At 70.7% G+C, this 5,119-nt stretch carries 5 protein-coding genes and 1 pseudogene; 5 read left to right on the top strand and 1 reads right to left on the bottom strand.

The genetic code is table 11. From position 1 onward, the window contains the following. The 3 genes and pseudogenes from G3I65_RS24185 to dnaB all read left to right on the top strand — a co-directional run. Nucleotides 1-206, top strand: a pseudogene (locus tag G3I65_RS24185) (hypothetical protein); the annotation flags it as partial. 85 nt (nt 207-291) lie between these two features. Further along, a complete protein-coding gene (locus G3I65_RS24180) occupies nt 292-1,080 on the top strand; it encodes an ESX secretion-associated protein EspG (protein ID WP_160698129.1) in 789 nt (262 codons plus the stop codon). A gap of 507 nt (nt 1,081-1,587) precedes the next feature. Then, nucleotides 1,588-3,012 (top strand): replicative DNA helicase, encoded by a 1,425-nt coding sequence (dnaB, locus tag G3I65_RS24175; protein WP_125309914.1) that lies wholly within the window; start codon nt 1,588-1,590, stop codon nt 3,010-3,012. Here dnaB and G3I65_RS24170 read toward each other — a convergent pair. Beyond that, nucleotides 3,009-3,461: a MarR family winged helix-turn-helix transcriptional regulator gene (locus tag G3I65_RS24170; RefSeq protein ID WP_086864089.1), complete on the bottom strand. Its 453-nt coding sequence runs from the start codon at nt 3,459-3,461 to the stop codon at nt 3,009-3,011. The genes dnaB and G3I65_RS24170 overlap by 4 nt on opposite strands. Nucleotides 3,462-3,527: 66 nt before the next feature. Between G3I65_RS24170 and G3I65_RS24165 the strand changes: the two genes are divergently transcribed. Both G3I65_RS24165 and G3I65_RS24160 read left to right on the top strand, forming a co-directional pair. Further along, nucleotides 3,528-3,914 carry a MarR family winged helix-turn-helix transcriptional regulator gene (locus G3I65_RS24165; protein WP_160698128.1) on the top strand — a complete coding sequence of 129 codons (387 nt, stop codon included), beginning with the start codon at nt 3,528-3,530 and terminating at the stop codon, nt 3,912-3,914. 68 nt (nt 3,915-3,982) lie between these two features. Then, nucleotides 3,983-4,753 carry a dioxygenase gene (locus G3I65_RS24160; RefSeq protein WP_160698127.1) on the top strand — a complete coding sequence of 257 codons (771 nt, stop codon included), beginning with the start codon at nt 3,983-3,985 and terminating at the stop codon, nt 4,751-4,753. The last annotated feature ends 366 nt before the right edge of the window (nt 4,754-5,119 follow it).

Genomic DNA, 5,119 nt, shown 5'->3' with positions numbered 1-5,119 from the left:
CGGCCGGTGGCGCGGCGGGCGCGGGCGGCGCGGGAGCCGGCCGGACCGGTGCCACCGGGATGGGTGGCATGGGCGGCATGGGTCACGGCGCCAAGGGCCAGGGCGGCGGCGACGAGGAACGCACGTCGAAGTACCTCCTCGGCGACGATCCGAACGACATCTTCGGAACCGACGAACTCACCGCGCCGCCGGTCATCGGCGAGTAGCGCACGCGGGAGTGCCGGGCGCGTGCCAAGATGAGCGCGCCCGGCTCCTTCGGGTTCACCAACAGTCTTCAATGGGGGAAGAGCGGTGCTGGACAGGCAAGTCACCATCTCGACCGGCACCCTGGTCAACCTGATCCGGCGCCGGGGCGGCGAGCCGCACACGGTGCTGGTGGAAACGCCGACCTGGTACAGCGACGAGGCCCAGCGCGCCGAGGACGAGCGGGTCAACGCCGAGCTCGCCACGGCCGGGCTGTTCGGCCCGCGCGGCATGCACCCCGGCTTCGTCGCGACGGTCGAGGCGATCGCGCGGCCGCAGCTGGAGTACTACGGCTGGATCGACGGCGGCTTCCAGGGCAAGCCGGTCAGCTACCGGCTGCTCGGCGGCAGCGCCGGCGGTGAGGCGTTCGTGCTCGCCAAGCACGAGGAGCTGGACGCCGTCGTGCTGGCGTCGTCCCGGCCCGGCGAGCTGCTCGACGACTTCCTCGGCCAGATCCCGAAGCTGGCCCCCGGCCGCGGGACGCCGCTGGCGGTGCCGAAGAGCCAGATCGAAGGCACCGCCCGGGGCGACGAAGGCGAGTTCGCGGTGCTCCGCAACGACCGCCCGGCCGAGGGTTCGCAGGAGGCCGACGAGCTCCGCCGGATCCTCGCGTTGCGCCGAATGGGCAGCGGCAGCCTGTACGTCGCGGCGCGCACCCGGACCGGCGCGCGCCACCGGATCGAACGCCCGGTGAACTACATCGATACGTCGGAAGGCCGGTGGCTGACCGAAGAGATTCCGGGGCGTGGCGAGAACCGGATCGCCTTCACCCCGGCCGACCAGCGCGTTCTCGCTGACCGGTTACGCAGCGCGCAGGGCCGGCTCACCGCGGCCTGAGGCCGGCGCCGTTCAGCCCACCGGGTGACCGCTCTACCCTCCGTGATTTTCATCCACAGGCCTTGGGGGTCAATGGGCCCGGGCTGGTCCACGACACGCCGAAGAACGGACTTCGCGCGACACGCCGCACGAGTTTTCCGCCGGTTCTCCACAGCTTGTACACAGCCCTTGACCTGCGGTTTCCGAGAAGCCGATCACGCTTGTCCCCAACTTGTCCACAGCTCTCGCGGCACCTGTGATTGGTTACCCCCGTTCATCCCCAGGTTGTCCACAGAAGGGTCCCCACCCGGAATTGCCATCCGCCTCTCGGGGGATCTAGCGTGCCGCCTCGGGCCTGTACTCACCGTGGCGCTCCGCGTGTCTGCGCCAGCCGGTCGACGTCGTCGTCGATCATCGAGGTGACGAGGTCCGGGTGATGGGGAAGCACGGGACGAGCCGCGTGCTTCGAGAGCGAAGATCCGGCATAATCGAACGAGTGTTCGACACGATGAGGAGGTGTCCGGGGCGGTGGCGCTGACCGACGACCGTGGTCCGATGTACGCGGAGTCCGACCCGGGGCCGAGCGAGCCGCCACCCGAGGGCGGTGGCGGTGGTGGCGGCGGGTTCGACCGCCAGCCGCCGCAGGACATCGCGGCCGAGCAGTCCGTGCTCGGCGGCATGCTGCTGTCCAAGGACGCAGTCGCCGACGTCATCGAGGCCCTCGGTCCCGACGACTTCTACCGGCCCGCGCACCAGGCGATCTACGACTGCATCCTCGACCTCTACGGCCGCGGCGAGCCGGCCGACCCGATCACGGTGTCGGCCGAGCTGGAGCGGCGCGGCGAGCTGGGCCGCGTCGGCGGCGCGCCCTACCTGCACACGCTGATCGCGACGGTGCCGACGGCGGCGAACGCCGGGTACTACGCGGAGATCGTCTCGGAGAAGGCGGTGCTGCGCCGGCTGGTCGAGGCGGGCACCCGGATCGTGCAGTACGGCTACGGCGCGGCCGCGGCCGACGGCGCGAACATCGACGAGGTGGTCGACCGCGCGCAGGCCGCGATCTACGACGTCACCGAGCGCCGGACCAGCGAGGACTACGTCGCGCTGGAAGAGCTGCTGCAGCCGACGATGGACGAGATCGACGCGATCGCCTCCCGCGGCGGCCAGTCCCAGGGCATCCCGACCGGGTTCACCGACTTCGACGAGCTGACCAACGGCCTGCACCCGGGTCAGATGATCATCGTCGCCGCCCGTCCCGGTGTCGGTAAGTCGACATTGGGCCTGGACTTCGCGCGCTCGGCGTCGATCCGGCACGGCATGACCAGCGTCATCTTCTCGCTGGAAATGAGCCGGACCGAGATCGTCATGCGCATGCTCTCGGCCGAGGCGAAGATCCGCCTCGCCGACATGCGCGGTGGCAAGATGTCCGACGACGACTGGACGCGGCTGGCCCGCCGGATGAGCGAGGTGTCCGAGGCGCCGCTGTTCGTCGACGACTCCCCGAACATGACGATGATGGAGATCCGGGCCAAGGCGCGGCGGCTGAAGCAGCGCAACGACCTGAAGCTCGTTGTCCTCGACTACCTCCAGCTGATGACGTCCGGCAAGCGCGTCGAGTCGCGGCAGCAGGAAGTCTCGGAGTTCTCGCGGCAGATGAAGCTGCTGGCGAAGGAGATCGAGGTCCCGGTGATCGCGATCAGCCAGCTGAACCGTGGTCCGGAACAGCGCACGGACAAGCGCCCGATGCTGTCCGACCTGCGTGAGTCCGGCTCACTGGAGCAGGACGCCGACCTGGTCATCCTGGTCAACCGCCCGGACGCCTGGGAGCGCGACGACCCGCGGGCCGGCGAGGCGGACCTGATCATCGCGAAGCACCGTGCCGGCCCGACGGCGACGATCACCGTCGCGCACCAGCTGCACTACAGCCGTTTCGTCGACCTCTCGCACGACTAGCCGAGAGCGCCGTACCCGCGGACGAACGCGGTGAGCAGCCGGCCGAAGGTGTCGCGGTCCTCGTCCGGCCAGTCCGCCATGACCTCCGCGAACACCGAGCGGCGGAAGGCGTGCAGCTCGTCGAGGTGCGCCTGGCCCGCTTCGGTCGGCACGAGCACCGCACGCCGTCCGTCGCGCTGATCGGCTTCACGGCGGAGCAGCCCCTGCTCGACCGCGCGCGCCACCAGGCGGCTCGCGCGGGGCTGGTCGACGCCCATCGCCGCGCTCAAGGCCGTCACCGTGCTGGGCTCGCCGCGATCGCCGAGCTCCTCGACGACATCGAGCAGTTCGTGCACCGGGTCGTGCGCGCCACGGCCCCTGGCCTTGCCGATCCGGCTCAGGGCCCGCCGCTGCTGGCTGCGGCGGATCGCGATCATGGCGCGCTCGACGTCGGCCACCGCGTCCGTCATGGTTGCTCCACCTCCGAACTACATGTACTTTTACATGCAGTTGTTCAACGACATATCGGAGTTCCCATGAAACCCTTCGGCTGGTGGCTGCGCCACCTCCACGAGCTCCTCGAGTCCTCCATGGCCCGGGTCCTCGAAGCGGAATCGCTGACCCGGCGGCACTGGCAGGTACTCAACACGATCGCCCTCGGCGCCCGCACGCCGGAGGAGGTCGACGCGGCCATGGCGCCGTTCGTCACCTCCGAAGGCTCGATGGCCCCGAAGCTGGCCGACCTGCGCGCCCGCGGCTGGGTCGCCGAAGACGGCGCCTTGACCACCGACGGCCTCGCGGCCCACGCCCGCGTCGAAGCGCGCATCCAGGAGTTCCGCGCGAAGTCCATGGCGGGCATCGGCGACGACGACTACCGGACGACGATCCGCACGCTGGAGCGGTGCGCGGCCAACCTCGCCTGAGGAATATCCCGCGGCCGCCCGGCGTCGAGTACTCTAGTAGTTGAACTTTCAAATACTTGGAGCGCTCGATGACCCGCACCCCGGTCCTCTACCTCAGCCACGGCGCCCCGCCGCTCGCCGACGACGTCACCTGGACCCGCCAGCTCGCCGGCTGGTCGGCCGACCTGCCGGAGCCCCGCGCGATCCTCGTCGTGTCGGCGCACTGGGAGGAGGCGCCGCTGACCCTCGGCGCGACGACGACCGTGCCGCTCGTGTACGACTTCTGGGGCTTTCCCGAGCGCTACTACCAGGTGAAGTACGCGGCTCCCGGGGCGCCGGAGCTGGCCGCGAAGGTGCGTAAGCTGCTTCGCTCGACGGACACGCCGGTGCACGACGCGCCGGAGCGGGGACTCGACCACGGCGCCTACGTGCCGCTCGTCGAGATGTACCCGGACGCCGACATCCCGGTGCTGCAGGTCTCGATGCCGTCGCTCGACCCGCGGGAGCTGTTCGACCTGGGCCGCAAGCTCGCGCCGCTGCGCGACGAAGGCGTGCTGATCGTCGGCAGCGGCTTCTTCACCCACAACCTGAGCGGCATGGCCCGCGCCACCGACGGCGCCCCGCCGGCGTGGTCGGCCGAGTTCGACCACTGGGGCGACGAGGTCCTGCGCAGCGGGGACGTCGACACGCTGCTCGACTTCCGGCACAAGGCACCGGCGGCGACGCTCGCGCACCCGCGGATCGAGCACTTCGCGCCGCTGTTCGTCTCCCTCGGCGCCAGCTCGGACGAAGGCTCCGGCCGGACCGTGATCGACGGCTTCTGGCACGGCCTGGCGAAGCGCTCCCTGCAGTTCTCCTGACTTCCCCCGGACACGAACGAACCCCAGGGGCCGGGTGGGCTCCTGGGGTTCGTCCTCTCCAGGGAAGGAGAGCCTTTTCGACAACCGCGATCGCGGGTGGGAGGCGTTCCGTGCGAGGTCACCCTCGCGGCGCGGTGGAACGCCTGCCCGTGACGGCGGGGTACGGGGGCCGGGCGGGCTCTGGCTGAACCCGCCCGGCGTCCGGAACTACTTGCGCTTGACCAGACCCAGCAGCTTCGCGAGGAAGCCGGTCGAGTCCAGGCCCGACATGGCCGGGACCTGCGCGGCCGGGGCCGCGCTGTCCAGCACCGGCAGCTTGGCGTTCACCGGCAGGGCCGGGGCGGCCGGCAGCGCCGGGGTGGCCGG

This window comes from Amycolatopsis sp. SID8362 (assembly GCF_010550475.1).
Lineage (GTDB): Bacteria > Actinomycetota > Actinomycetes > Mycobacteriales > Pseudonocardiaceae > Amycolatopsis > Amycolatopsis eburnea.
The sequence above is the reverse complement of the archived record's forward strand: the minus strand, read 5'-3'. Positions and strand labels throughout refer to the sequence as shown.